Source organism: Terrabacter sp. R4-6, assembly GCF_057529065.1.
Genome location: NZ_CP197224.1, coordinates 4602458 through 4627414 on the forward strand (window position 1 = coordinate 4602458; position 24957 = coordinate 4627414).

The following is a 24957-nucleotide window of genomic DNA, read 5'->3' on the forward strand; positions in this document are numbered from 1 at the left end:
GCGCGCCTGACGTCACGCCTTCCCTGCTCGACTCGCTCGATGCGCTCGCGTCGCTCGTCAGGCCAGGCGTGACGCGCGCCGGACCACGCGAGCGGCATACCTCCCCGCGACGGCCGCGCCGAGAAACCCGGCGCGGTCGTCGTCGTATCCGCGCCCCATGGTGCGCAGCGGCACCGGCGACGCGCGCAGGGCGGCGTCGAGCCCCTCTGTCGCCACCTCCTGGAGGGTGAGGCGCCCGTCGCTCGCCGCCGCGAGTGCGCGCGCCTGCGCGAGGACCCGGGTGCCGACCTCCCCGGGGAGGTCGGGCACCGGCACGTCGGCCGGCACGAGCGCCACGCGGCCGTATGCCGTCAGGCTGTGGTGCGAGACGCCGCGGTGCCGCTCGCGCGGGTCGGCCTCCGAGATGCGCAGGGAGCAGACCGGGCGGCCGCCGAGAGTGCCTGCGGCGTTGACGGCCTCGCCCGCCGAGGTCCCGGAGAAGCCCCACCGGGTGCCCGTGCCGAGGTTGCCCGGCCCCTGCGAGACGACGACGACGTCGGCACCGACGACGTGGCGCGCGGCGAGCAGCCCCGTGTGGACGTTGACCGCCTCGAGGTCGCCGCCGAAGGCCTGACCGACGGTGATCGACGCGTCGAGCCAGCCGGCCTGGCGCAGACCGGCCACGGTGCGGGAGAAGTCGATGGGCAGCGCGCCGCCGTCGGTCATGACGTAGGCGACCCGCAGCGTCGGCGCGGTCTCGCGCACGCCCGCGAGGATCGCGGGCAGCGCCGAGTGGAGGTCGGCCACGACGACGGGCAGCCCGTCGAGGTCGTCGGCGTCGGCGAGCACCGCGTGGTGCTCGCTGTCCTGCTCGTCGACCCCGAGCACCATCGTCTGGGAGGGGGTGTAGCGCGCCTTGACGACGTGCCCGGGCATGGCGGTGACGTCGTCGACGGGGCGGGGGAGGGCGTCCGGCGCGGCGACGACGATGGCGAGGCCGCCGGTGCCGAGCCCCCGCTCGAGGGCCGTCGTGTTGAGCAGCACGGCGGTCCCGGGACGGAGGTCACCGACGACGTCGACGTAGCCGAGCGCGCGGACGACGTCACCGGAGGGCAGCCGGACGGCATACTCGACCGCGCCCGCCCAGCGCGAGCGCACCTCGACCACGACACCCCGGCGCCACTGGATCATGGGCTGACCCTATTCGATCGCATGTTCGGGTAGCGTCGGACTGCCCCCCTTGCGCCGCGCCCCTTCAGGAAGGTCTCGATGAGCCCTGCGTCTGCCTCGGCCGACAAGACCGAACGGCTGCTCAACCTCATCCTCGCGCTGAAGTCCGCGCGGCGACCGGTCTCGAAGCAAAAGATCCGCGAGTCGCTGCCGGCCTACGCCCAGGCGAGCTCCGACGAGGCCTTCGACCGCATGTTCGAGCGCGACAAGGACGAGCTGCGCGAGATGGGCATCCCCATCACGACGACGGTCCTCGACGTCCTCTTCGACGACGAGGTCGGCTACCGCATCGACGCGAGCGAGACGACGTTGCCGGCGATCAGCTTCGAGGCCGACGAGGTCGCCGCCCTGGCGCTGGCCGCCCGCGCGTGGTCGACGGCGAGCATCTCGGGCGCCGCGTCCGCGGGTCTGCGCAAGCTGCGGCTGTCCGGCGTCGAGATCGACGAGTCCGTGGCCGCGGGTGCCGAGCCGCGCATCCGCACCAAGGAGCCGGCCTTCGAGGCGGTGCACGCCGCCGTGTCGGCCCTGCAGCCGATCACCTTCGACTACCGCAAGAACGACGGTGAGCTGACGACCCGTCACGTGCAGCCCTGGGCGCTGAAGAACTGGCACGGCCGCTGGTACCTCACGGGCTTCGACGTCGACCGTGGCGACGAGCGCGCCTTCCGGCTCAGCCGCTTCGAGGGCGCCGTCCGTCGCAAGGGACGGGCGGGTTCGTATGCCGTCCCGACCGACCACGTGCCCGAGGTGGCCCTCGAGGCGCAGCTGCCCGAGCCCGAGGGCACCGCGGTCGTGCGCGTGCGGCACGGCCGGGGCCACACCCTGCGCCGGCACGCCCAGCGCACGACCGAGCTCGACGAGCGGTGGGCCGAGATCGAGGTGCCCTACCGCCGCGGCACGACCGAGCGCGACGTCGTCGCCCTCGGCACGCATGCCGTGGCCGTGTCGCCGCCCGAGCTCGTCGACGGGGTGAGGTCCGCGCTCCGGGCCGTGCTCGAGGCGCAGGCCGAGCCGGCTGGACAGGCCGAAGAGGATGGGCAGGCGGACGGCGAGCAGGTCCGGACGGGGGAGCAGGCATGAGCACGACACGACGCACGACGGCACGGCGTGCCCCCGAGACGGCCACGCAACGCCTCGGACGGCTGCTCGACATGGTCCCGTGGCTGCTGCAGCACCGGGGCGTGTCGATCGCCGAGGCGGCGCAGGAGTTCGGGGTCGACGAGCAGCAGGTCGTCGAGGACCTCGAGCTGCTCTTCGTGTGCGGCACGCCCGGCTACGGGCATGCCGAGCTCATCGACGCGCAGTGGGACAGCGGCCACATCTACCTCGACAACGCCGACGACATCGCGGCGCCGATGCGGCTGACGCGCGACGAGGCCGTCACCCTGACCGCCGGCCTCCAGGCCCTGGGATCGACGCTCGTCGGCTCGGACGTCGCCGAGCGCACCCTCGAGAAGATCCGGGCTGCGGCCGCGACGACCGTCGGCGGGCCCACGGGCCGGATCGACCTCGACCTCGACGACGGCAGCCAGCACGCAGCCATGGCGACCCTCAAGGACGCCTTCGCCCGCGGGCGTCGGGTCCACCTGCGTTACTACGTCGCGACGCGCGACGAGTCGACCGAGCGGGACGTCGACATCATGCGCATCCTCAACCTCGACGCCCAGTGGTACGTCGAGGGCTACTGCCACCGCGCCGAGGACGTCCGGCTCTTCCGGCTCGACCGGATCGAGGACGCGTCGGTGCTCGACGTCGACGGCACGCCGCCGGAGGACGCGCGTCCCCGTGACCTCGACGACGTCTTCGTCCCCGGTGAGAACGACGTCACCGTCGTCATCGAGGCGAGCCGCTGGGCCGCCTGGATCGCCGACTACTACCCCAACGAGGGCGTGGAGCGCGGCCCCGACGGGTCGCTGCGCGTCACGCTCAAGGTGGCCGACCCCGCCCTCGTGCGTCGGCTCGTGCTGCGCCTCGGGGGAGAGGCCCGCGTGGTCGAGCCGCCCGAGCTCGTCGACGCCGTCGCCGACGAGGCCCGCGCCGCGCTGTCGGCCTACGGCTCGGACAGCTGACCACCCGACACGCCGGGGCGCCGCGGGTCCCGCGGCGACGCGACCGCTGTCCACCCAGTGAACCCGGGTGCCCACATACCGGGCAGTTGGCCGTTCTCACGGGCGCCGCACGGGTCAGGTTCACCGGGCGCACGTATGCTGGACACCTGCAGCACCGAGGCTGCACCATGACGGTTCGGATCCGGACCGGCTTTCGACGAGGAGACGTAACCATGCCCAACCTGGGTGCCCCCGAACTCATCATCATCGCGGTCGTGCTCATCGCCCTGTTCGGCTGGAAGAAGCTCCCCGACATGGCCCGCAGCCTCGGCCGCTCCGCCCGGGTCTTCAAGTCCGAGGTCGACGAGCTGAAGAAGGACGGCAAGCCCGTCCCGAGCGACGCCTCCCAGACCACCGTCCCCGGTGACGTCGTGGACGCCGAGGCCGAGCGCCGCGCCGCCGACGCCCGCCTCGCCGACGCCGAGCGCCGCGCCGCCGAGGCCCGCGCCGAGGCCGACCGCCTCCGGGCCGGCGCCCCGACGCCGACGACGACCCCCACGCCGACCAGCAGCCCGGACGACGTCCGTCGCGACACGACGCTCTGAGTGGGTCGGATCCCGAACCCTTCACACGGAATCACCTGAATGCCGTCACTGCGACGCCAGCGCGACCCCGAGGGGCGGATGTCGCTCGGCGATCACCTCCGTGAGCTGCGCAACCGCATCACGATCAGCGCCATCGCGATCATCATCGGCGGTGTCCTCGGCTGGATCTACTACGACCAGGTCATCAACGCCCTGACCAAGCCCCTGCGTGAGCTCCAGGTCGGCCGCGAGGGTGTCGTCAACATCAACTTCGCCGGCATGACCGACGCGTTCGCGCTCCAGCTGACGACGTCGCTCTTCGTCGGGCTCATCGTCGCGTCGCCGGTCTGGCTCTTCCAGATCTGGGGATTCATCGTCCCGGGCCTGACGAAGAAGGAGAAGCTCATCGCGCGACTCTTCGTCGTCGCCGCGGTGCCGCTCTTCCTCGCCGGCTGCTTCTTCGCGTTCATCATGGTGCCCAAGGCCGTCGCGGTCCTGCTCGGCTTCACTCCGGACGGCGCCTACAACCTGCAGGACGGGTCGCAGTACCTCAACTTCGTCCTCAAGTTCATCGTCGCCTTCGGCTGCGCGTTCCTGCTCCCGGTCTTCCTCGTCGCGCTCAACCTCGTCGGCGTCCTGTCGGCGCAGGCGATGCTCAAGGGCTGGCGGCCGGCCGTCATGATCATCCTCGTCTTCGCGGCGATCATGACCCCGACGCCCGACGCGTACACCATGCTCTTCCTCGCCAGTCCCATGGTGCTGCTCTACTTCGCCTCGGTCGGGATCGCCTACCTGCTCGACCGGCGCAAGCAGGAGCACAAGCCCGACTGGTTGGACGTCCCCGACGACCAGGCCTCTGCCCTGTAGCGTTCGGGTGTGTCCCAGCGTGTCGCCCTGATCGTCAACCCCACCTCCGGGAAGGGCGTCGGACGGCAGATGGGCGACGAGACGCGCAGGCTGCTGCACGAGGCGGGTCATGACGTCGTCGACGTGTCGGGCAGCGACTACCAGCAGGCCCGCGCGCGGGCCCGCGAGGTCGTCTCCACCGGCGTGGACACGGTGCTCGTCGTCGGGGGCGACGGCATGGTCCACCTCGGGGTCAACCTCTGCGCGGGCACGCCCTCTCGGCTCGGCGTCGTCGCTGCCGGCACCGGCAACGACTTCGCGCGCAACCTCGGTCTGCCCGTCCGTGACGCGCGCGCTGCGGTCGCGCTGCTCACCGAGGGTCGGACGCGCGAGATCGACCTCGGCCGGGTCACCCACGGCGTGGCCGGCGAGAGGTGGTTCGGCGGCGTGCTCGGCGCCGGCTTCGACGCCGTCGTCAACGCCCGCGCCCAGCGCATGACGTGGCCGCGCGGGCAGATGCGCTACAACCTCGCCGTCCTGCGTGAGCTCCCCGTCTTCCGCCCCATCCCATATGCCGTCGAGCTCGACGGGCGTCGTCTCGAGACGCGGGCGATGCTCGTGGCCGTCGCCAACACGACCTCCTTCGGTGGTGGCATGCGGGTCTGTCCCGATGCCGACGTCACCGACGGCCTCTTCGACGTCCTGATCGTCCACGCGTTGTCGATCCCGGCGTTCCTGCGGGTCTTCCCCAAGGTCTACTCCGGAACGCACACCACCCACCCGGCCGTCGAGATCCATCGCGCCCGGCGAGTTCGCTTGGAGGCGAGCGGTATCCACTCACAGGCCGATGGCGAGACGTTCGCCGACCTACCGATCGACGCCGAGGCAGTGCCCGGTGCCCTGCACGTCGTGACCCCGATGGAGGTGCCCGCGTGATCGCCACGTGGCCGAGGCTGGCCGAGTTCGCCGCGCAGCTCGAGTTCCCCCTCGACGACTTCCAGACCGAGGCCTGTCGGGCGGTCGAGGAGGGCCGCGGAGTCCTCGTGGCGGCACCGACGGGTGCCGGCAAGACGATCGTCGGCGAGTTCGCCGTGCACCTGGCCCTCGCGACGGGACGCAAGGCGTTCTACACGACGCCGATCAAGGCCCTGTCGAACCAGAAGTACGCCGACCTCGTGCGCGTCCACGGCGCCGCCAAGGTCGGCCTGCTGACCGGTGACTCCTCGGTCAACGGCGAGGCCCCGATCGTCGTCATGACGACCGAGGTCCTGCGCAACATGATGTATGCCGGGTCGACGACCCTGCGCGGGCTCGGCTGGGTCGTCATGGACGAGGTCCACTACCTCGCCGACCGCTTCCGCGGGGCGGTGTGGGAGGAGGTCATCATCCACCTGCCCCCCGACGTCAGCGTCGTCTCCCTGTCGGCGACGGTGAGCAACGCCGAGGAGTTCGGCGCCTGGCTCGGCGAGGTCCGCGGCGACACCGAGGTGATCGTCTCGGAGCACCGTCCGGTGCCGCTCTGGCAGCACATGATGGTCGGCCAGACCCTCTTCGACCTCTTCGTCGAGGAGCGCGACGCCCGCGCGGACGACGAGCACTTCGTGGCCGCACCCGGCCGCTACTCGGTGAGCGTCAACCCCGACCTCGTGCACGCCATCCGCGGCACCGAGGGTCGGGGCGCGTGGGACTCGCACTGGGTCAGCTCGCGGGGTGGGCGCGACAAGGGCCGTCCACGCGGCAAGGGCGCGCGGGGTGGGTCCGGTGGCGGCGGCCGCGGCGGACGGGACGACTGGGCCGGCCGAGGCCGTCGCGGAAACGACTCCCCGTCGGGGCGCGGACCCGGCGGCGGCGACGGTGGACGCGGCTTCGCCCGCGGTGGCCGGCCCGGTGGAGGCGCGACCCGTGCCGAGGTCATCGAGCGCCTCGAGCGCGAGGGGCTGCTGCCCGCGATCACCTTCATCTTCAGCCGCGCCGGCTGCGACGGCGCCGTCGGCCAGCTGCTGTCGAGCGGCATGCGCCTCATCCCCGAGTCCGAGGGGGAGTCCAACCGGCGCCTCGTCGAGGAGCGCATCCAGGGTCTGGCCGAGGAGGACCTCTCGGTGCTCGGCTACTGGGACTTCGTCGACGGGCTGTCCCGCGGCTTCGCCGCCCACCACGCCGGCATGCTGCCGACGTTCCGCGAGATCGTCGAGGAGCTCTTCACCGCCGGCCGGGTGCGGGCCGTGTTCGCGACCGAGACCCTGGCCCTCGGCATCAACATGCCGGCGCGCACCGTCGTGCTCGAGAAGCTCGTGAAGTTCAACGGCGAGAGCCACGTCGACATCTCGCCGGCCGAGTACACCCAGCTCACCGGGCGTGCCGGTCGCCGCGGCATCGACATCGAGGGTCACGCCGTCGTGCTGTGGAACCGCGGGCTCGACCCAGCGGGCGTCGCCGGCCTCGCGTCGACGCGCACCTACCCGCTGCGCTCGAGCTTCCGGCCGACGTACAACATGGCCGTCAACCTCGTGCGCCAGTTCGGCCGGGAGAGCGCCCGCGAGATCCTCGAGACCTCGTTCGCCCAGTTCCAGGCCGACCGGGCCGTCGTCGGCTTCGTCCGCACGGTCCGCCGCAACGAGGAGGCCCTGGCCGGCTACGCCGAGCAGATGACGTGCCACCTCGGTGACTTCTCCGAGTACGCCGCCATCCGCAACGAGATCCGCGATGTCGAGAAGGAGGGGGCGAGGGCCCGTTCCGCGTCGGTGCGCACAGCTGCGGCGATCTCCCTGGAGTCGCTGAAGATCGGCGACATCGTGCGCATCCCCGCGGGACGCCACAGCGGCCTGGCCGTCGTCGTCATGCCCAACCGGGGCGGCAAGGGGGAGTCGGCGTCCCCGGCCGTCGTCACCGAGGACCACCAGCTGCGCCGCCTGACCCTGCACGACGTCCCGACGCCCCTGGAGCCGCTCGGCTCGATGCGCGTGCCCAAGCAGTTCAACGCCCGCAACCCCAAGGCGCGTCGTGACCTCGCGGCGACGTTGCGTGCCACGATGCCGCACGACCCGCCGTCACGGCGGCGACAGGCCGAGGCGGACCCGTCCGACGACCGCGTCGACGAGCTGCGTCGGCAGATGAAGGCGCACCCGTGCCACCGCTGCCCCGACCGCGAGAACCACGCGCGCTGGGCCGAGCGATGGTGGCGCCTGCGTCGCGAGACCGACGGCATCCAGCGCAAGATCGACGGGCGCACGAACTCCGTCGCCAAGACCTTCGACCGCATCTGCGAGCTGCTCGTCGAGATGGGCTACCTCGGCCCGGGGGGTCAGACGGTCACGACCGACGGCGACCGCCTGCGCCAGCTCTACACCGAGAAGGACCTGCTCGCCGCGGAGTCGCTGCGCGAGGGGGTCTGGAGACGTCTCGACCCGCCGTCGCTCGCGGCGGTCGTCTCGACGCTCGTGCACGAGCCTCGGCGGGAGGAGACCGGGCTCACCCCGCGCTGGCCCAACGACGACGTGCGCGAGGCGTACGACCGGATGATCCGGATCTGGTCCGACCTCGAGGACGCCGAGGGCGCCCTGGCGCTCCCGCGTACCGGTATGCCGGACGGTGGCCTCGCGTGGGCCATGCACCGGTGGGCGAGCGGGCAGCGGCTCGAGGACGTGCTGCGCGGGACCGACCTCGCCGCAGGCGACTTCGTGCGCCGCTGCAAGCAGGTCATCGACCTGCTGGGACAGCTGACCGACGCGGCGGACCCGGACCTCGCGACGACGGCGCGCCGGGCGAGCGACGGCGTCCTGCGCGGGGTCGTCGCGGCCGACCGTCTCGACTGAGCAGCGCTGCTGCGCCCCCGTCGCGATTGTCGTCGGGGGTGCCCGGTCGGCTATGGTTGGGGCACCGGTCGACGTTTTTGGTGCTCGTGTCTTCACACGCTCGCAAGGAACGCCATTGCGAGCGCAACTGTTTCTTCAGGGTTTCTGGAAAGTGGTCGCGTCTCTGCCGACCGGGGGTCGCTGACAAGCAACGACTCACTTCCACCCAAAGGAGAAAAACATGGCACAGGGAACCGTCAAGTGGTTCAACTCGGAGAAGGGCTTCGGCTTCATCGCCCCGACCGAGGGTCCCGACGTCTTCGTCCACTACTCGGAGATCACGGGCAACGGCTACCGCAGCCTCGAGGAGAACCAGGCCGTCGAGTTCGACGTCGAGCAGGGCCCGAAGGGCCCGCAGGCGATGCGCGTCCGCGCTCTCTGATCGCTCGCTGATCTCGTCGGACCCAAGAGTCCGTACGACGAAGGCCGGTCCCCGTGTGGACCGGCCTTTCGTCATGCCCGGGTCCGCGTCGTGCCGTGTGCCGGTCGCGGTCCGGGGCGGCGTCCGGTGGCGGGCGGACGGCCGCATGGCCGGTCCGCAGCAGCTCCGGGCTCGCCGCGAAGATCGTTCAGCGTGCGTTCAGAGCCGGGTCACACGCTCGAACGGGCTGTTGACGCGGACCACGCCGGACTCGAACTTCAGGGTCACGGTGGCGGGAGTGCACGAGACGACGACGCCGAGTCCGTGACGCAGGTGGGAGACCCGGTCACCGACCGCGAACTCCTCGATGTCCGGAGCCGGGGCCGGCCTGAACGGGCTGCTGGACAGGTGGCGACGACGGTCGGGGGTTCCATGGGTGGGCACCCTTCAGTATGCGCCTTTCTGCGCCCGGGTGGTGAACCCCGGGTCGCCTTCGGATGCTCACGCACGCGTCCGGCCGACCGAAAGGTGACCGTACCGTGACGTCGCGGACGGTCCGGCGCACGTGCCGCGGGTCAGTCGATGCCGAGGGCGGAGATGACGCGGTCGAAGGACGACGTGAGGCCGTGCTCGACGGCCAGCCGCGACATCAGGGCGGGGTCGGCGACGGCCGACGGTGCGGCGAGGTCGATGTCGGGCACGGCGGCGTCCTTGGCCACGGCCACGACGCGGGGGGCGGCGTCGAGGTAGTCGCCGGCGGCCTCGAGACGGGCACGCTGGGCGCCCTTGATCGCGGGGTCGCCGTCGTCGATCGCCGCCCGGATCGCCGCGAGGGTCCCGTAGGTCGTGATGAGCTTGGCCGCGGTCTTCTCGCCGATGCCCGCGACGCCCGGCAGACCGTCGCTCGTGTCACCGCGAAGGATCGCCATGTCGCCGTACGCCGGTCCCGTGCCGACGCCGTACTTCTCGGCCAGGAAGGCCTCGTCGACGAGGTCGGGGGAGCGCACGCCGCCACGGGCGGTGTAGATGACGCGCACCTGGTTCGCGTCGTCGACGAGCTGGAAGAGGTCCCGGTCGCCCGTGACGATGTCGACCGGCATGCGGCCGCTGAACGCGGTGGCCAAGGTGCCGATGACGTCGTCGGCCTCATAGCCGTCGACGCCCACCCGGGCGATGCCGAGGGCCGTCAGCGCGTCGACGATGATCGGCACCTGCACGCCGAGGGCCTCGGGGACGGTCTCGCCGGCGAGCTCGTCGGGCCCCGGCTCCGCCACGCGGTGGGCCTTGTAGGACGGGATGGCCTCGACGCGGAACGCCGGACGCCAGTCGTTGTCCCAGCAGGCGACGAGGTGCGTCGGGCGACCGCGCTCGACGAGCGAGGCGATCATGTCGAGCAGCCCGCGGACCGCGTTGGTCGGCACCCCGCTCGGACCGATCACCTCGGGCACGCCGAAGAAGGCGCGGAAGTAGAGCGAGGCGGAGTCGAGCAGGAGCATCCTGGGGGCTCGGGACGGCATACGCGAGAGGGTACCGGGCCACGACGGGAGCGCACCTTGCCGCGGCCCCGTGGGGCCACGATGATGGCGTGAGAGCGCGACCACCCGGAGCGCACCCCCCTCGCGGAGAGGCGACGACGACGATGACGTCTCGCAGTGCTGGCCCCACGTCCACCCCCGCCCGTGCAGGCTGGGCGCGCCGCGCGTCGGCCGTGCTCGTCGCGATCGCGGCCGCCGTCGCCCTCGTGGGTGCCGGCAGTGCCTCGGCGGCACCCCCACCGCGCCCGGGGCCCGACCTCGGCCCGAACGTCCGCGTCTACGACCCGAGCATGTCGGTGGCCGACATCCGCGCGAGCGTCGACGCCGTCTACGACGAGCAGGTCGACAACGAGATGGGCTCCTCGCGCTACACGCTGCTGTTCAAGCCCGGCACGTACGGCACGGCCGCCGACCCGCTCATCGTGCGCGTCGGCTACTACACCGAGGTCGCGGGGCTCGGCGCGCTGCCCACCGACGTCGTCATCAACGGGCACGTCGACGTCTACAACCGGTGCCTGGCACCCGACAACTGCATCGCCCTCAACAACTTCTGGCGGTCGCTGTCCAACCTCACCATCAACGTCACGGGCCTGTCGGACTGCCGCGCCTCGGGCAACTTCTGGGCGGCCTCGCAGGCCGCGCCCATGCGCCGGGTCAACATCGTCGGCGGCAACCTGACGCTCATGGACTACTGCACGGCCGGCCCCCAGTACGCCAGCGGCGGGTTCATCGCCGACTCGCGCACCGGCTTCGTCATCAACGGCTCCCAGCAGCAGTACCTCGTGCGCAACAGCGAGATCGGCGGCTGGTCCAACGCCGTCTGGAACCAGGTCTTCTCGGGTGTCGACGGGGCACCGGCCACCTCCTTCCCGAGCCCGCCCTACACGACGCTCGACGAGACGCCGGTGAGCCGCGAGCGGCCCTTCCTCTACGTCGACGCCTCCGGCACGTGGCAGGTGCGGGTCCCCTCGGCCACGGCCGACTCGTCCGGTGTGACGTGGGCGAACGGCCAGACCCCCGGCCGATCGGTGCCGCTCTCGGACTTCTACGTCGCCCGCCCCTCCGACTCGGTGTCGACGATCAACAGCCAGCTGGCTCGCGGGAAGCATCTGCTGCTGACGCCCGGTGTCTACGACGTCGACCGCAGCATCACCGTGCGCCGGGCCGACACCGTCGTCCTCGCCATGGGCCTCGCGAGCCTCACGGCCCGCGGGGGGGCGGTGCCGCTCGTCATCGGGGACGTGCCCGGTGTCGTCGTCGCCGGCCTCATGGTCGACGCCGGCCCGGTCAACTCGCCAGCGCTCGTGCGCGTCGGCTCCGGGCGCGCGGCGACCCGGTCGGACGCCGCCAACCCCACGACCCTGCTCGACGTCTTCCTCCGCGTCGGTGGTCCCTTCGCGGGCCGCGCGACCGTCGGCCTCGAGGTCAACAGCGACCACACGCTGCTCGACGACATCTGGGCCTGGCGCGCCGACCACGGCGAGGGCGTCGGCTGGACGGTCAACCCGTCCGAGAACGGTGTCGTCGTCAACGGCGACGACGTGACCGCGACCGGCCTCTTCTCCGAGCACTTCCGGGAGTACAACACCGTGTGGAACGGTGAGCGCGGGCGCACGGTGTTCTACCAGAACGAGCTGCCGTACGACGCGCCGAACCAGGCCGCCTGGCAGCACGACGGCGTGCTCGGGTGGGCGGGCTACAAGGTCGCCGACACGGTGCGCACCCACGGGCTGTGGGGCGGCGGCAGCTACATCTACACGAACGTCGACCCGACGATCCACGCGACGCGCGGCTTCGAGGTGCCCGTCACCCCGGGCGTACGCCTGCACTCCCTCCTCACCGTCCAGCTGGGGGCAGGCACGCTCGACCACGTCGTCAACGACACCGGGGCGCCGGTGAGCTCGGCGGCCGTCGGGGTGCCGAGCACGGTCACGTCGTTCCCCTGAGCCGCCCCGGACCTCCGCTGAGTCTCCCTGAACCTCCGTCAGCATGCCGGTGCGCCCGCCCGTCCCGGGGCGGTCGTACCGGCATGAGGAATGGAGCACCCGTCAGGTAACCGCTGGTCTACCCTTCGGCCATGGAAGATCTCGACCGTCGCCTCGTCGGCCTGCTGCTCGCGGACGGCCGGATGAGCTACACGGACCTCGGCAAGGCCACGGGCCTGTCGACGTCCGCGGTGCACCAGCGCGTCCGTCGACTCGAGGAGCGTGGGGTCGTCACGGGCTACACGGCGCAGGTGTCGCCGGAGTCGCTCGGCCTGCCGCTCACGGCGCTGATCTCGGTCACGCCCTTCGACCCGAGCGCGCCCGACGATGTGCCCGAGCGGCTGCGGCACATCACCGAGATCGAGGACTGCCACTCGGTGGCCGGGATCGAGAGCTACATCCTCAAGGTGCGGGTCGCCACGCCGGGCAACCTCGAGGACCTGCTCGCGCGCATCCGGTCGGCCGCCAACGTCGCGACACGCACGACCGTCGTGCTGTCGACGCCGTGGGAGGCCCGCAGCGCGTCGGCCATGCCGCGCGAGACCCCCTGACCCCCGAAGGGCGGCCGGAGGGACCGCGCTCAGAGCTGGTCGATCGGTTCCGGTGCGGGTGACGGGACCACGACGTCGTCCCGTCGACGGGCAGCGCCCGCGCGGGCACGCATACGACGCCGGTGCCACCACCAGAGCACGAGCGCGGAGAGCGTCATCGACCCCGCCACGACGGCAAGGGTCGTCAGCGACCCGCTGACGAGCGGCGAGACCGCCCCCGCCACGAGCGCGTTGACGCACGTGCTGAGGAAGGACTGGAACGAGGAGACGGCCCCCCGTTCGCGCGGGCGCAGGTCGAGCAGCGCGATCGTGAGGATCGGGAACACGAGGGAGACGCCGAGCGAGGCGGCCGCCACCGGCAGGACGGTCCACGGCAGAGCAGGCACGTCGACGACCGCCTGGTAGACGACGGCGAAGGCGCCGCCGGCGAGGGCCACGAGGAAGCCGACGAGGACGAAGGCACCCTGACGCACGCGACCGGCGAGCCGTCCGGTGAGGAACGAGCCGATCATCATGGTGACCACGAGCGGGACGAAGAGCACGCCGAAGTCGCGCTCGCCGAGCCCGAGGTGGTCGACGACGATCGCGGGCGCCGAGGAGATGTAGAGGAAGAGGGCGCCGAAGTTGAGGGCGATCGCGGCGCTGAGGCGCAGCACGGCCCCGTCACCGGCCGCGGAGGTGAACGACGCGAGCAGCGGCCTCGGCCGGAACGGGACGCGCTCACCGACCGGATGCGTCTCGGGCAGCGACGTCAGCGTCAGCACGACGAGGAGCACGCCGTAGCCCGCGAGCACCCAGAAGATCGTGCGCCACGAGCCCCAGCCGAGGATCGCGCCACCGACGATCGGCGCGAGCGCCGGAGCGATGGCGAAGATCATCGAGATGTGACTCATGAAGCGCTGCGCCTGCGCACCGTCGAAGAGGTCGCGCACCACCGTGCGCCCGACGATCATCCCGGCACCCGCCACGAGGCCCTGCGCGCCGCGGGCACCGAGCAGGAGCGGCATGCTCGGCGCCAGCGCGCACAGGGCACTCGTGACGGCATACAGCGCGCAGCCCACGAGGATGACGGGTCGACGGCCGAGCGCGTCGGACAGCGACCCGTGGAAGAGGCTCGCGACCGCGAACGCGACGAGGTAGACGCTGACCGTCTGCTGCATCGCGACCTTGTCGACGCCGAGCTCGCCGGTCATCACCTCGAACGCAGGGAAGATCGCGTCGATGGTGAACGGCCCGACCATCGTCAGGGCGGCGAGGACGAGGACGAGCTGCAGTCGCGGCACACGGGACCCTGCCGACGCACCGGACGACGAGTCCCGGGACGTGTCCTGGGTGACGGTCATGCGCGACCGATCCGGGCCCGGCGGGCGCGGGTGACCGCCGCGAGGTCCTCGGGTGACAGGCCGATGTCGAAGCCGCGTCGCCCGCCGGAGACGTAGACGGTCCCGAGGTCGTATGCCGTCTCGTCGAGGACCGTGGGCAGCGCGCGCTTCTGCCCGACCGGGGAGATGCCGCCGACGACGTAGCCGGTGCTGCGCTCGGCCGCCGCGGGGTCGGCCAGCGTCACGCTCTTGACGCCGAGCGCCGCCGCGACGGCCTTGAGGTCGAGCTGGCCGTCGACCGGGACGACGCCCACCGCCAGCGTCGTGCCGGTGTCGACGAGCAGGGTCTTGAAGACGTGCGACGGCGCGACCCCCAGCGCGGCGGCGGCCTCGAGGCCGTAGCTCGCCGCCGCCGGGTCGTGCTCGTACGGGTGGCGTGAGTACGTGATGCCCGCACGGTCGAGCGCGACGGTGGCCGGCGTCGACGGCCCGTCGGCCGGGCGGTGCCTCGCCATCAGGCGTCGGCGACGGATGCGAGCCCGTCCCAGATCGTCGTCACGACGAGGTCGGTGGCCTCGTCGGCCGTCGTGCCCGGGTGCGTGCTGCGCCAGACCGCGAGGCGCTCGCACCCGCCGATGAGGATCTCGGCCATCACGGTGACCCGTCGGGCCTCGAGGGCCTCGAACGCCGGGAGCGTGCGCAGGCCCTCGGCGAAGGCCTTGGCGGTCTGCTGGCGGATGCGCTCGACGGACGCCGAGGCCTCACCGATGAGCGCGCCCTCGGTGCGCAGCAGCGCGAACGCCTGGTCGTGCTCGTCGATGAAGGAGAAGAACGCGTGGACGACGCCGCGGACCCGGGCACGGGCCGGCGCGCCCGGCTGGGCCACCCACGAGTCGATGAGCGCCGCGAGCAGCTGCCCGCGGGCCCGCTCGATCGTCGCCGCGAGCAGCCCCTCCTTCGACCCGAAGTAGTCGTAGATGAGGGGCTTGGTGACGCCGACGAGCTCGGCGATCTCGTCCATCGTCGCGGCCTGGATGCCACGCGCCGAGAAGACCTGCTCGGCCACCGCCAGCATCTGCGCCTCCCGCTCGGCGCGGGGCATGCGGACGCGGGTGCCGGGGGAGCGGGAAGTCACCGCCGCAGTCTACGGGGGCCGTGACCGGGGGTCTGGACGCAGAACTCGTTGCCGTCCGGGTCGGCGAGGGCGATCCCGCACGCGTCCCCGCGTGCGCCGTCGAGCTGGGTGGCCCCGAGCGAGACGAGCCGCTCGACCTCAGCCTCCTGCTCGTCGGGTGACGGCGGGCTCACGTGGAAGTGCATGACGTTGCGCCCGGATCTCGGCCGCACGGGCGGGCCGCCCCACGCGATCTTCGCGCCGCCGAGGGGCGACTGGATCGCCGTCTCCTCGTCCTGGTCCCAGACGAGCGGCCAGTCCAGGGCCCGGCTCCAGAAGAGACCGACCGCGCGCGTGCCGTCGCAGGCGAGCTCCCCGAGGAACGCGGTGTCGGCGAGGAAGGAGTTGCCCGCCTCGATGACGCAGAGCTCGTTGCCCTCCGGGTCGGCGAGCACGACGTGCCCCTCCTCGGGCTTCTGGCCCACGTCGAGGTGCCGGCCGCCGAGCGCGAGCGCCCGGTCGACGGTCGACTGCTGCTGCTCGGGCGTGGCGCTCGTCAGGTGCAGGTGGATCTGGTTCGGCCCCGTCCTGCGCACCGGCCCCGGCAGGAACCGGATCGCGAGCTCAGGGTCCTCCCTCGGGAGGATGACCACGCCGTCGGCGTCGGTCTCCCGCCCCAGCAGCCCCGCCCAGAACCCGGCGAGGACCAGCGGGTCGTTCGCGTCGACGCACAGCTCGGTCAGGCTGCTGGTCATCGGGGCCTCGTCTCCGGTCGGCTGGTGCACGGACCCGAGCCACGGTAGGCGGCCCGGGGGAGGGCGACAACGGAATTGATGCCCGGTCCTCGACCCCGGACGACGTGTGGCCCGGGACCTCGACGGTCCCGGGCCACACGGCATACGTGCTCTCGTGCTGTGTCAGACGACGAGCTGCGACTCGGCAGCGGCACGGCTCGTGGCGGCCTGCTCGGTCGCCTGCGCCAAGACCGACTCGTGGTCCACCGACTGGTGCCACCACTGCTGACCGGCCTCGGGCAGCGTGTAGATCGGGTCGTAGTAGACGTACTCGCGCGACATCGCCTCGGTGTCGTCGCCCTCGATCGAGGTGCGGTAGTTCTTGCGCCAGTAGGAGATTCCGCGCTCGGTGTCGTACTCCTCGACCTGGTGCACCCAGCGCTTGCCGACGAAGGGCACGTCGCAGACGATGCGCGGCGTCGAGAAGCCGGGAAGGTAGCCCATCATCGAGTGCTGGAGGTGCTGGGCCTCGGCGAGCGAGAGCCTCCAGTGCTCGGCGAACGGGATCATGTCGCACATGTAGAAGTAGTACGGCGTGATCTGGGCGCCGTCGGCGAGCCCGAAGCACAGGTCGAGCAGCTGCTCGGTCGTGTCGTTGACGCCGCGCATGAGGACGCCCTGGTTGCGGACGTCGCGGACGCCGGCGTCGAGCATCGCCTTCGACGCGCGGGCGACCGACGGGGTCAGCGACTGGGCGTTGTTGACGTGCGTGTGGATCGCGAGCGAGACGCCCCGCGAGCGCGCCTTGGTCGACACGCGGGCGACGCCCTCGACGACGTCCTCGGCGAACCAGTGCTGCGGCAGACCCATGAGGGCCTTCGTCGCGAGCCGGATGTCGCGGATGTTCTCGATGTCGAGGAGCTGGTCGATGAACGCCTCGAGGTTCTTCCACGGCATGTTGGCGACGTCGCCACCGGAGACGACGACGTCGCGCACGACGGGGGAGGTGCGGAGGTAGTCGAGCATCGCGGCGTAGCGGTCGACCGGCTTGAGGTCGAACTTCAGCTTGGCGACCTGGGGCGTCGAGTTGCCGACGAGGTCCATCCGGGTGCAGTGGCCGCAGTACTGCGGGCACGTGGGCAGCAGCTCGGCGAGCACCTTGGTGGGGTAGCGGTGCGTCAGGCCCTCGGCCACCCACATGTCGTGCTCGTGCAGCGAGTCGCGCGAGGCGTGCGGGTGCGACGGCCAGTCGGTGCGGCGGTCGGAGAAGACCGGCAGCATGTAGTTGCGGATCGGGTCGGCGTACAAGGCCTCGGTGAAGTCGTGCCCGGCCGACGGCATCGGCGAGTCCGTGGACGGGACCATCGTGTTGAGCATCTGCGGCGGGACGAGCATCGACATCGTCGCGCGCTCGCTCTGGTCCTTGGCGAGGTCGTCGTAGAAGCGGTCGTCGAGCAGCTCGCCCATGAGGGCTCGCAACTGCTTGATGTTCCTGACACAGTTGACCCGCTGCCACTGTGCGCTGTCCCAGTCGGCCTGGGTGACACTCGCCCAGCCCGGGAAACGCGTCCAGTCAGGCTCGACAAGCTCGCGTCGGCGGTACGCGTAGGGCTGCTCAACCTTGCTCATGCGGAGAACAGTAACGGCAGGTGCGGTCCGGCTCAAACACGTCCGGCTCACGAAATTGTGAAGATACCTCCGACCTAGCCCTATGCTGACGCAAGATCTTCGGTCCCCGTCCGTACATACAGAAGGATTTGTGAACGTGTCAGACCCGACGTCGGCCGCCCCGGATCGCACGGACGCCGCCCGCGTGTCGTCGCCCGTCGGCCTGCACCGCGTGCTCGAGCCCACCGGCGACGCCATCACCCTTCCTCAGGCCGCCCAGCGCCTCGACGCCCGACCGGAGCTGTGGTCCGACGAGGTCCGCATCGCCGTCGAGACCCTCAACCTCGACGCGGCGTCCTACCGTCAGCTCGCCGAGAAGCACAGCACGGGCGGCACCGTGGACGGGGCGGCGGTCCGCGCCGAGGTCCTCGACATCGTCGCGACGCGCGGCAAGATGCAGAACCCCGTGACGGGCTCGGGCGGCATGCTCATCGGCACCGTCGAGGAGGTCGGGCCGGACAGCACCCTCGGACTCGCGGTCGGCGACCGTGTCGCGACCCTCGTGTCGCTCTCCCTGACGCCGCTCGCCATCACCGACGGCCTGGCCCGCTGGGACGGCCGGTCCGAGCAGGTGCCCGCCGCCGGCCACGCCATCCTCTTCGGGCGCAGCATCGCGGCCACCCTGCCCGCCGACCTCGACCCGCACCTGGCGCTCATGGTCATGGACGTGTGCGGCGCCCCGGCGCTCGTCGAGCGTGTCGTGGGGGAGTACGCCGCCCGCGGCGTCGCGCCGACCGTCGCCGTCCTCGGCGGGGCGGGTAAGTCCGGCTCGCTCTCGCTCGCGGCCGCTCGCGCCGCCGGCGCGGGGCGGACCATCGGCGTCGTCCCCGTCGAGGGCGAGCGCTCGGTCCTCGAGGCGAGTGGACTCGCCGACGCCGTCGTCCTCGCCGACGCGCGCTCGCCGCTCGGTCTCGCGGCCGCGGTCGAGTCCGCAGGCGGACCGGCCGACGTCACGGTCGTGTGCGTCGACGTGCCCGGCTGCGAGCAGCCCGCGATCCTCGCGACCGCCCAGGGCGGCACCATCATCTTCTTCAGCATGGCCACGAACTTCGCCGCAGCCGCTCTCGGCGCCGAGGGCCTCGCCGCCGACGTGCGGATGCTCGTCGGCAACGGCTACGTGCCCGGCCACGCCGAGACGGCGCTGCGTCTCGTGCGCGACGTCCCGGCCGTGCGGGCCCTCTTCGAGGGTCGCCTCGCCACCGAGAAGGCAGGATCTGACGCATGACCCGCCCCAACGCCATGCTCGAGCTCGACCCGGCCGTCGTGCGCCGGGCCCGCTCGCTCGCCCGCAAGGCCGCCGCCCCCGTCGTGAAGATCGCGCGCAGCCACACCACGGTGTCGGTGGAGCGCGCGACCCTGCGCCTCGCCGGTCTGGCCGGCGCCGACCACGAGCGCGTGCCGTGGGTCAACCACCTCGTGACGGCCGTCCGGGACGAGGTCGGCCTCGAGCACGGCGTCACGACGCCGGTCTACGACGCGCTGCTCCGCGGCGAGGCCCCCGACCTCACGACGCTCGCGCAGAAGGCCGCGAGCGGCAACGTCTCCTTCCGCCTGCCCACCGGGCGCGAGGCCACCGCGGCCCGTCGTGCCGCCGCCAAGGGGGTCGGTGCGGGGCTGCGCACCATCGACCGCTCGCGCGCCACCCGTGACCGTCTCATCAAGCGGCACGGCGACCCGAAGACCAAGCCGTGGATCTACCTCATCGTCGCCACCGGCGACATCTACGAGGACATCCCGCAGGCCCAGGCTGCCGCGCGCGAGGGCGCCGACATCATCGCCGTCATCCGCTCGACCGGTCAGTCCCTCCTCGACTACGTGCCGGAGGGCGCGACCCGTGAGGGCTTCGCGGGGACGTACGCGACGCAGGAGAACTTCCGGCTCATGCGGTCGGCCCTCGACGACGTCAGCAAGGAGCTCGGCCGCTACGTCCGCCTGACGAACTACGCGTCGGGCCTGTGCATGCCCGAGATCGCGGCCCTCGCCGGCATGGAGCGTCTCGACATGATGCTCAACGACTCGATGTACGGCATCCTCTTCCGCGACATCAACCCGATCCGCACCTTCGTCGACCAGCGCTTCTCCCGCCAGGTCCACGCCCGCGCCGGCATCATCATCAACACCGGTGAGGACAACTACCTCACGACCGCCGACGCCGTCGAGGCCGCCCACACCGTCACCGTGAGCCAGCTGCTCAACGAGCGCTTCGCCAAGGAGGCCGGCCTCGAGGACTGGCAGCTGGGCCTGGGCCACGCCTTCGAGATCAACCCCGAGATCCCCGACAGCTTCCGGATGGAGCTCGCCCACGCGATGCTCGCCCGGCAGCTCTTCCCGGACGCCCCGCTGAAGTGGATGCCGCCGACGAAGCACATGACGGGCGACGTCTTCCGCGGCTACCTGCTCGACGGGTTCTTCAACCTCGTCGGCGCCATGACCGGTCAGGGCATCCTGCTCGTCGGGATGATGACCGAGGCCGTCGTGACCCCCTTCCTCTCCGACCGTGACCTGGCGCTGCAGAACGTCCGCTACGTCATGAACGCGGCCAGCGGCCTCACCGAGGACTTCCACCCGCCGCGCGACGGCTTCATCCAGACGCGCGCGCGCCAGGTGCTCTCCGAGGCCGTCGACCTGCTCGACCGCATCGTCAGCGACACCGACGCCGCCGGGGACGCGCCGCTCCTCGCGGCCATCGCCGACGGCACCTTCGGCCTCATGAAGCGACCGGCGACCGGGGGCAAGGGACTCGACGGGGTCAGCGAGCGCGCCGACGACTACGACAACCCGGCCACCACCGCCCTCGACGCGTGGACGCCGCCGGCGAAGGGGGCCGGCCGATGAGCGCCGCGAAGCAGCAGCCCGGACAGGCAGCCACCACCGCCGCCCCGCAGGGCTCCGTCATCCGGCCCTACGGCGACACGACCGGTGACGGCATGGTGCAGATGTCGTTCACGCTGCCCCTGCCGCACGACAAGAAGGCCGAGGGCGCCGCGCTCCAGCTCGCCCGCAAGATGGGCCTGGACCCCGCCCTGCTCGTGCACGCCAAGGCCATGGGCCCCGACTTCACCTTCTTCGTCGTCTACGGCAGCTCGACGCACCTCGTCAACCTCGACGACGTCCACGTCGTCGAGCGCGAGTACCCACTGCTGTCCGCCAAGGACGCCAACCTGACGATCAAGAAGCAGCTGCGCCGCAAGCTCGTCGTCGTCGGGGCCTGCATCGGCACCGACGCCCACACCGTCGGCATCGACGCGATCCTCAACATCAAGGGCTTCGCGGGCGAGAAGGGCCTCGAGTACTACCGCGAGATCAAGGTCGTCAACCTCGGCGCCCAGGTGCTCGTGCCCGAGCTCGTCGCCCGGGCCCGCGCCGAGAAGGCCGACGCCGTGCTCGTCAGCCAGGTCGTCACGCAGAAGGACGCCCACATCCACAACACGACGCAGATGTCGGCCGCCTTCCGTGAGGCCTACCCGGCCGGGCAGGTGCCGATCCTCATCGCCGGCGGCCCGCGGTTCGAGGACGGCTCCGAGAAGGCCCTCGGCGTCGACCGGATCTTCGGCCGGGGCACGACCCCCGGCGAGGTCGCCAGCTACCTGGTCCACGAGATCGGCCTCCGGAAGGGGAAGAAGTCATGAGCGAGAGCACCCCCGACGCCACGGCGCCGGAGCCCCTGTCGGCCACCGCGCCGACCTCGCCGGCCACGGCGACGACCACGCCGGCCACGCTGACCAAGGCCAAGGTCGGGCTGCGCATCACGCACCGCCGCTACGTCCCCTACGGCCACGCGCACTACGCCGGCAACCTCGTCGACGGCGCCTACTCCATGGCCGCCTTCGGCGACGTCGCCACCGAGATGTGCATCGTCACCGACGGCGACGAGGGCCTGTTCGCCTCCTACAGCGACGTCCAGTTCCGCTCGCGGATCACGGCCGGCGACGTCATCGAGATCTCGGCCGAGATCGTCCGTGTCGGCACCCGCTCGCGCGAGATGGACTTCGAGGTGCGGGTCGTCGGGCGCGGCAACCAGGAGCGCGGGGAGTCCGCGGCCGAGATGCTCGACCCGCCGATCGTCGCCACGACCGCCCGTGGCGTCGTCGTCGTGCCCTGAGCGCTGACGTCCCGGCCGCACGGCATACGGTGAACCCCGTGCGGCGTCTCCTCGTGTCCCTGCTCGGCGGTGGACTGCTCTGCTTCGCGTTCCCGACCTTCGACATCTGGGTGGCCGCACCTGCGGCCCTCGCGCTGTGGGCGTGGGCCTGGACCGGCACCGGGGCCCGTCGCGGCTTCCTGCGCGGGGTCGCCGGGGGGCTCGTCTTCTTCGTGCCGACGCTCAGCTGGTCGGGCATCTACGTCGGCTCGCTGCCGTGGCTCGCGCTCGCGACGCTGCAGGCCCTCTTCGTCGGCGTCGCCGGCGCGCTCTACGGCTGGCTGGGCCGCCGGGGGAGCGTCCGCCCGCTGGCGTTCGCGCTCGTGTGGGTCGTCGCCGAGGGTTTCCGGGCCCGGGCCCCCTACGGCGGCTTCCCCTGGCTCAAGCTGGCCTTCGGTCAGGCCGACTCGCCCTTCGGTCGCCTGGTTGCCTTCGGCGGAGCGCCGTTCGTCGGGTTCGTCATCGCCCTGAGCGGCGGCCTGCTCGCGCTCGCCGCCCAGCACGCCGTCTCCGCCCTCGCCGACCGGCGGGGGAGCGGCGCCACCGCCACGCCCCGGTCGCGTATGCCGTCCCGTCGCCTCGTGCTGCCCGTCGCGGGAGCGCTCGTGCTCGGCCTCGTCGGTCTGGCCGTCCCGCTGCCGACCGACGGCCCGACCGCCCAGTTCCTCGGCGTGCAGGGCAACGTGGCGCGGCCGGGTCTCGACTTCAACGCCGAGCGCCGCCAGGTCCTCGACAACCACGTCACCGCGACGCTCGAGGCGCAGGAGGACGTCGACGCCGGGAGGGCGCCGGCCCCTGACCTCGTCGTGTGGCCCGAGAACGCCTCGGACATCGACCCGCTGCGCAACGCCGACGCCAAGGGCCTCATCCTCGAGACCGTCGACGCGCTGAAGCGGCCGCTCATCGTCGGGGGCCTGCTCGAGGAGCCCGTCGGCTTCGTCTCGAACGTGGCGCTGCTCTTCGAGCCCGGCAAGGGCAACACCGACCGCTACGTCAAGCGCCATCCGGTGCCCTTCGCCGAGTACATCCCGAACCGGTCGTTCTGGCGCACCTTCAGCAAGGAGGTCGACCTCGTCACCCGCGACTTCGTCCAGGGCCCGGCGCCCGGCGTCTTCCGCGTGACGACGGCCTCGGGCCAGCAGATCCGGGCCGGGCTCGCGATCTGCTTCGAGGTGGCCTACGACGACATCATGCGCGACGCCGTGCAGACCGGTGCCAACGTCCTCGTGGTCCAGACGAACAACGCGACCTTCGGCTACACCGCCGAGTCGCCCCAGCAGCTGGCGATCAGCCGCGTGCGGGCCATGGAGTTCGGCCGGTCGGTCGTCCACGTGTCGACGGTCGGACAGAGCGCCCTCATCACACCCGACGGAACCGCGCACCAGGTGACGTCGTTGTTCACACAGGCGGTGGTCAGAGGGGCACTACCCTTGCGGGACGCCACGACGCTGGCGACCCGGGTGGGCGAGGCCCCGGAGTGGGTCGCCGCCGCCGCACTGCTGACGATGCTCGCCCTGGGCCTTCGCAGCGGTCGCCCGGCAGCGCCGGAGACAACGAAGGAAGAGGATGACGACGACGCAGCGTGAGCCGGTGACCCGAGTGGCCGTGCTCATCCCGACGTACAACGAGCGGGACAACCTGCCCGGCATCGTCGCGCGGGTGCGCGCGAGCGTGCCCGCCGCCGACGTCTTCGTGCTCGACGACGGCTCTCCCGACGGCACCGGACAGATCGCCGACGACCTCGCGTCCGCCGACCCGCAGGTCCACGTCGTGCACCGGACCGCCAAGGAGGGCCTCGGCAAGGCCTACCTCGACGGGTTCGCCACCGTCCTCGAGCGCGGCTACGACGCCGTCGTCGAGATGGATGCCGACGGCTCCCACCTTCCCGAGCAGCTGCCGTCGCTGCTCGCCGCGCTCGGTGAGGCGGACCTCGTCATCGGCGCCCGCTGGGTCAAGGGCGGCGAGGTGCGCAACTGGCCGGCCCGTCGCAAGGTGCTCTCCGTCGGGGCGAACCTCTACACCAAGGTGCTCCTCGGGATGTCGGTCAACGACGCGACGGCCGGCTACCGCGTCTACCGCGCGAGCGCGCTGCGGGCCATGGGTCTGCAGGGCGTCGAGTCCCAGGGCTACTGCTTCCAGATCGACCTCACGCTGCGGGCCGTCCGCGCCGGGCTCACCGTCGTCGAGGTGCCGATCACGTTCGTCGAGCGTGAGGTCGGTGTCTCGAAGATGGGCCAGGACATCGTCCGCGAGGCGCTGACCAGCGTCACGCGGTGGGGCGTCGAGCACCGGCTCGGCCAGCTGCGCTCCGTCGCCGGCCGGGTGCGTGGGCGCGAGCCGGTCGGGGACCGGTCGTGAGTGCGACCTCCGGCCCGTCGCGCGGCCCGTCACGGGTCCGGCGGGTGCGGCTGACCCGCCTGGCGGTCGTCGCGCTCCTGCTCCTGCCGATCATCGAGGTCGTCGTCATCGTCGCGGTCGGTCAGGCCATCGGCGGCTGGCCGACCTTCCTGCTGCTCGTCGCGACCTCGTTGCTCGGTGCGTGGCTGATCCGACGCGAGGGCGGCCGAGCCTGGCGCGCCCTCGAGCAGGCCCTGCGCAGCGGTCGGATGCCGGCCCGCGAGCTCGCCGACGGCGTCGTCGTGCTCGTCGGCGGCAGCCTGCTCGTCCTGCCGGGCTTCGTCACCGACGTGCTCGGTCTCGTGCTCGTGCTCCCGTTCAGCCGGCCCGTCGCGCGCAGCATGCTCGCCGCGGTCATCTCCCGTCGCCTGCTCGCCCAGACCGAGCGCTTCACGGGCCCCACGGTCGCGGGACAGCCCGCCGCGCCCTCGTGGGAGCAGGAGCAGACGCCCCACGGCCCGCAGCGCTCGATGACGAGCGACGAGGTCGTCGAGGGCGAGATCATCGACGACGAGGACTGAGCGCGCCTCGGCGGTGCCTGCTCGTCGTGCTCCGCGCTGTCAGGTTCACCTCGAGCCACGGGCGGACGGCATGCACAAGCCTCTGAACGC

At 71.9% G+C, this 24957-nt stretch carries 24 protein-coding genes; 16 read left to right on the forward strand and 8 right to left on the reverse strand.

The genetic code is table 11. The features are described 5' to 3' along the window. Positions 1 to 57: 57 nt before the first annotated feature. Entirely contained in the window at positions 58 to 1170 is a 1113-nt protein-coding gene (locus ACSSS0_RS21280; RefSeq protein ID WP_487229550.1) for a DUF3866 family protein, read from the reverse strand. A 78-nt stretch (positions 1171 to 1248) separates the two neighbouring features. Here ACSSS0_RS21280 and ACSSS0_RS21285 point away from each other — a divergent pair, with 78 nt between their 5' ends. The 7 genes from ACSSS0_RS21285 to ACSSS0_RS21315 all read left to right on the forward strand — a co-directional run bounded on the left by ACSSS0_RS21285 (position 1249) and on the right by ACSSS0_RS21315 (position 8920). Beyond that, positions 1249 to 2289: a helix-turn-helix transcriptional regulator gene (locus ACSSS0_RS21285; protein ID WP_487229551.1), complete on the forward strand. Its 1041-nt coding sequence runs from the start codon at positions 1249 to 1251 to the stop codon at positions 2287 to 2289. Next, complete coding sequence (locus tag ACSSS0_RS21290; RefSeq protein WP_487229552.1) at positions 2286 to 3278, forward strand: helix-turn-helix transcriptional regulator; 993 nt, start codon at positions 2286 to 2288, stop codon at positions 3276 to 3278. The genes ACSSS0_RS21285 and ACSSS0_RS21290 overlap by 4 nt, the downstream gene beginning before the upstream one ends. A gap of 212 nt (positions 3279 to 3490) precedes the next feature. After that, a complete protein-coding gene (gene tatA, locus ACSSS0_RS21295) occupies positions 3491 to 3862 on the forward strand; it encodes a Sec-independent protein translocase subunit TatA (protein ID WP_487229553.1) in 372 nt (123 codons plus the stop codon). A gap of 39 nt (positions 3863 to 3901) precedes the next feature. Continuing rightward, positions 3902 to 4708, forward strand: a complete 807-nt coding sequence (tatC, locus tag ACSSS0_RS21300; protein ID WP_435986011.1) for a twin-arginine translocase subunit TatC — start codon at positions 3902 to 3904, stop codon at positions 4706 to 4708. 9 nt (positions 4709 to 4717) lie between these two features. Then, positions 4718 to 5623, forward strand: coding sequence for a diacylglycerol kinase (locus tag ACSSS0_RS21305; protein WP_435986010.1), 906 nt, complete (start codon positions 4718 to 4720; stop codon positions 5621 to 5623). Continuing rightward, positions 5620 to 8499 carry a DEAD/DEAH box helicase gene (locus tag ACSSS0_RS21310; RefSeq protein ID WP_487229554.1) on the forward strand — a complete coding sequence of 960 codons (2880 nt, stop codon included), beginning with the start codon at positions 5620 to 5622 and terminating at the stop codon, positions 8497 to 8499. Before ACSSS0_RS21305 ends, ACSSS0_RS21310 begins: the two co-directional genes overlap by 4 nt. A 220-nt stretch (positions 8500 to 8719) precedes the next feature. Next, complete coding sequence (locus ACSSS0_RS21315; RefSeq protein ID WP_020144233.1) at positions 8720 to 8920, forward strand: cold-shock protein; 201 nt, start codon at positions 8720 to 8722, stop codon at positions 8918 to 8920. A gap of 198 nt (positions 8921 to 9118) precedes the next feature. Here ACSSS0_RS21315 and ACSSS0_RS21320 read toward each other — a convergent pair whose 3' ends face one another. Together ACSSS0_RS21320 and ACSSS0_RS21325 are read right to left on the reverse strand one after the other, a co-directional pair. Next, positions 9119 to 9343, reverse strand: coding sequence for a hypothetical protein (locus tag ACSSS0_RS21320; protein ID WP_435986008.1), 225 nt, complete (start codon positions 9341 to 9343; stop codon positions 9119 to 9121). A 131-nt stretch (positions 9344 to 9474) separates the two neighbouring features. Further along, positions 9475 to 10416, reverse strand: a complete 942-nt coding sequence (locus ACSSS0_RS21325; RefSeq protein ID WP_435986007.1) for a 5'-3' exonuclease — start codon at positions 10414 to 10416, stop codon at positions 9475 to 9477. Between the two features lie 122 nt (positions 10417 to 10538). Between ACSSS0_RS21325 and ACSSS0_RS21330 the strand changes: the two genes are divergently transcribed. Both ACSSS0_RS21330 and ACSSS0_RS21335 read left to right on the forward strand, forming a co-directional pair. Continuing rightward, positions 10539 to 12380, forward strand: coding sequence for an adenylyl cyclase (locus ACSSS0_RS21330; protein WP_487229555.1), 1842 nt, complete (start codon positions 10539 to 10541; stop codon positions 12378 to 12380). Between the two features lie 131 nt (positions 12381 to 12511). Continuing rightward, the gene (locus tag ACSSS0_RS21335; protein WP_056777054.1) at positions 12512 to 12970 is read left to right on the forward strand and encodes an Lrp/AsnC family transcriptional regulator; all 459 of its coding nucleotides are present in this window, start codon (positions 12512 to 12514) and stop codon (positions 12968 to 12970) included. A gap of 29 nt (positions 12971 to 12999) precedes the next feature. Here the strand turns inward: ACSSS0_RS21335 and ACSSS0_RS21340 are convergent, their stop codons facing one another. From ACSSS0_RS21340 to ACSSS0_RS21360, 5 genes are all read right to left on the reverse strand, one after another. Beyond that, the gene (locus tag ACSSS0_RS21340; RefSeq protein WP_487229556.1) at positions 13000 to 14253 is read right to left on the reverse strand and encodes a multidrug effflux MFS transporter; all 1254 of its coding nucleotides are present in this window, start codon (positions 14251 to 14253) and stop codon (positions 13000 to 13002) included. Positions 14254 to 14309: 56 nt separating this feature from the next. Further along, complete coding sequence (ybaK, locus tag ACSSS0_RS21345) at positions 14310 to 14807, reverse strand: Cys-tRNA(Pro) deacylase (protein ID WP_487229557.1); 498 nt, start codon at positions 14805 to 14807, stop codon at positions 14310 to 14312. Continuing rightward, on the reverse strand, positions 14807 to 15427 hold the full coding sequence (locus ACSSS0_RS21350) for a TetR/AcrR family transcriptional regulator (RefSeq protein WP_435986003.1): 621 nt from the start codon (positions 15425 to 15427) through the stop codon (positions 14807 to 14809). The genes ybaK and ACSSS0_RS21350 overlap by 1 nt, the downstream gene beginning before the upstream one ends. Then, a complete protein-coding gene (locus tag ACSSS0_RS21355; RefSeq protein WP_487229558.1) occupies positions 15424 to 16161 on the reverse strand; it encodes a VOC family protein in 738 nt (245 codons plus the stop codon). Before ACSSS0_RS21355 ends, ACSSS0_RS21350 begins: the two co-directional genes overlap by 4 nt. Before the next feature lie 162 nt (positions 16162 to 16323). Continuing rightward, entirely contained in the window at positions 16324 to 17769 is a 1446-nt protein-coding gene (locus tag ACSSS0_RS21360) for a KamA family radical SAM protein (protein WP_487229559.1), read from the reverse strand. Between the two features lie 136 nt (positions 17770 to 17905). Between ACSSS0_RS21360 and kdd the strand changes: the two genes are divergently transcribed. From kdd to ACSSS0_RS21395, 7 genes are read left to right on the forward strand one after another with little or no spacing between them, the layout of a single operon-like run. After that, positions 17906 to 19033, forward strand: coding sequence for an L-erythro-3,5-diaminohexanoate dehydrogenase (gene kdd, locus ACSSS0_RS21365; protein ID WP_487229560.1), 1128 nt, complete (start codon positions 17906 to 17908; stop codon positions 19031 to 19033). Next, positions 19030 to 20643 (forward strand): lysine 5,6-aminomutase subunit alpha, encoded by a 1614-nt coding sequence (kamD, locus tag ACSSS0_RS21370; RefSeq protein WP_435985999.1) that lies wholly within the window; start codon positions 19030 to 19032, stop codon positions 20641 to 20643. Before kdd ends, kamD begins: the two co-directional genes overlap by 4 nt. Beyond that, positions 20640 to 21437, forward strand: a complete 798-nt coding sequence (kamE, locus tag ACSSS0_RS21375; protein ID WP_435985998.1) for a lysine 5,6-aminomutase subunit beta — start codon at positions 20640 to 20642, stop codon at positions 21435 to 21437. The genes kamD and kamE overlap by 4 nt, the downstream gene beginning before the upstream one ends. Beyond that, positions 21434 to 21910, forward strand: a complete 477-nt coding sequence (gene kal / locus ACSSS0_RS21380) for a 3-aminobutyryl-CoA ammonia lyase (protein WP_487229561.1) — start codon at positions 21434 to 21436, stop codon at positions 21908 to 21910. The genes kamE and kal overlap by 4 nt, the downstream gene beginning before the upstream one ends. Before the next feature lie 38 nt (positions 21911 to 21948). Further along, entirely contained in the window at positions 21949 to 23535 is a 1587-nt protein-coding gene (lnt, locus tag ACSSS0_RS21385; RefSeq protein WP_487229562.1) for an apolipoprotein N-acyltransferase, read from the forward strand. Then, entirely contained in the window at positions 23516 to 24307 is a 792-nt protein-coding gene (locus tag ACSSS0_RS21390) for a polyprenol monophosphomannose synthase (protein ID WP_435985995.1), read from the forward strand. Before lnt ends, ACSSS0_RS21390 begins: the two co-directional genes overlap by 20 nt. Continuing rightward, positions 24304 to 24867 carry an FxsA family protein gene (locus tag ACSSS0_RS21395; protein WP_487229563.1) on the forward strand — a complete coding sequence of 188 codons (564 nt, stop codon included), beginning with the start codon at positions 24304 to 24306 and terminating at the stop codon, positions 24865 to 24867. The genes ACSSS0_RS21390 and ACSSS0_RS21395 overlap by 4 nt, the downstream gene beginning before the upstream one ends. The last annotated feature ends 90 nt before the right edge of the window (positions 24868 to 24957 follow it).